Consider the following 337-nt stretch of genomic DNA (forward strand, 5'->3'; position numbering starts at 1 on the left):
AATTGGCGATAGCTTAATTTACTTTATTGAACAATTTGGAGATAAAGGCTCTATTTACGATAATGATTTCGAAGATCTGAGCGAGCCAAACAAAGTAGAGAGTAAAGGCTTCTTACGTATCGACCACCTAACCAACAACGTATATAAAGGTACTATGGAAACATGGGCTAACTTTTACAAAGACGTGTTTGGTTTTACCGAAGTGCGTTACTTTGATATTAAGGGCCAGAAAACAGCCCTGCTTTCATATGCATTAAAATCACCATGTGGCACCTTCTCTATTCCAATCAATGAAGGTAAAGGCAACGACAATAACCAAATTGATGAATACCTAGGT

Annotated in this window: 1 protein-coding gene; it reads left to right on the plus strand. The window is 37.4% G+C overall.

The features are described 5' to 3' along the window. Positions 1 to 337, plus strand: a 337-nt coding sequence (locus CWB76_RS19230; RefSeq protein WP_171039668.1) for a VOC family protein, incomplete at both ends; no start/stop codon positions are given.

Source organism: Pseudoalteromonas sp. S1609, from assembly GCF_005887255.1.
Taxonomy (GTDB): Bacteria; Pseudomonadota; Gammaproteobacteria; order Enterobacterales; family Alteromonadaceae; genus Pseudoalteromonas.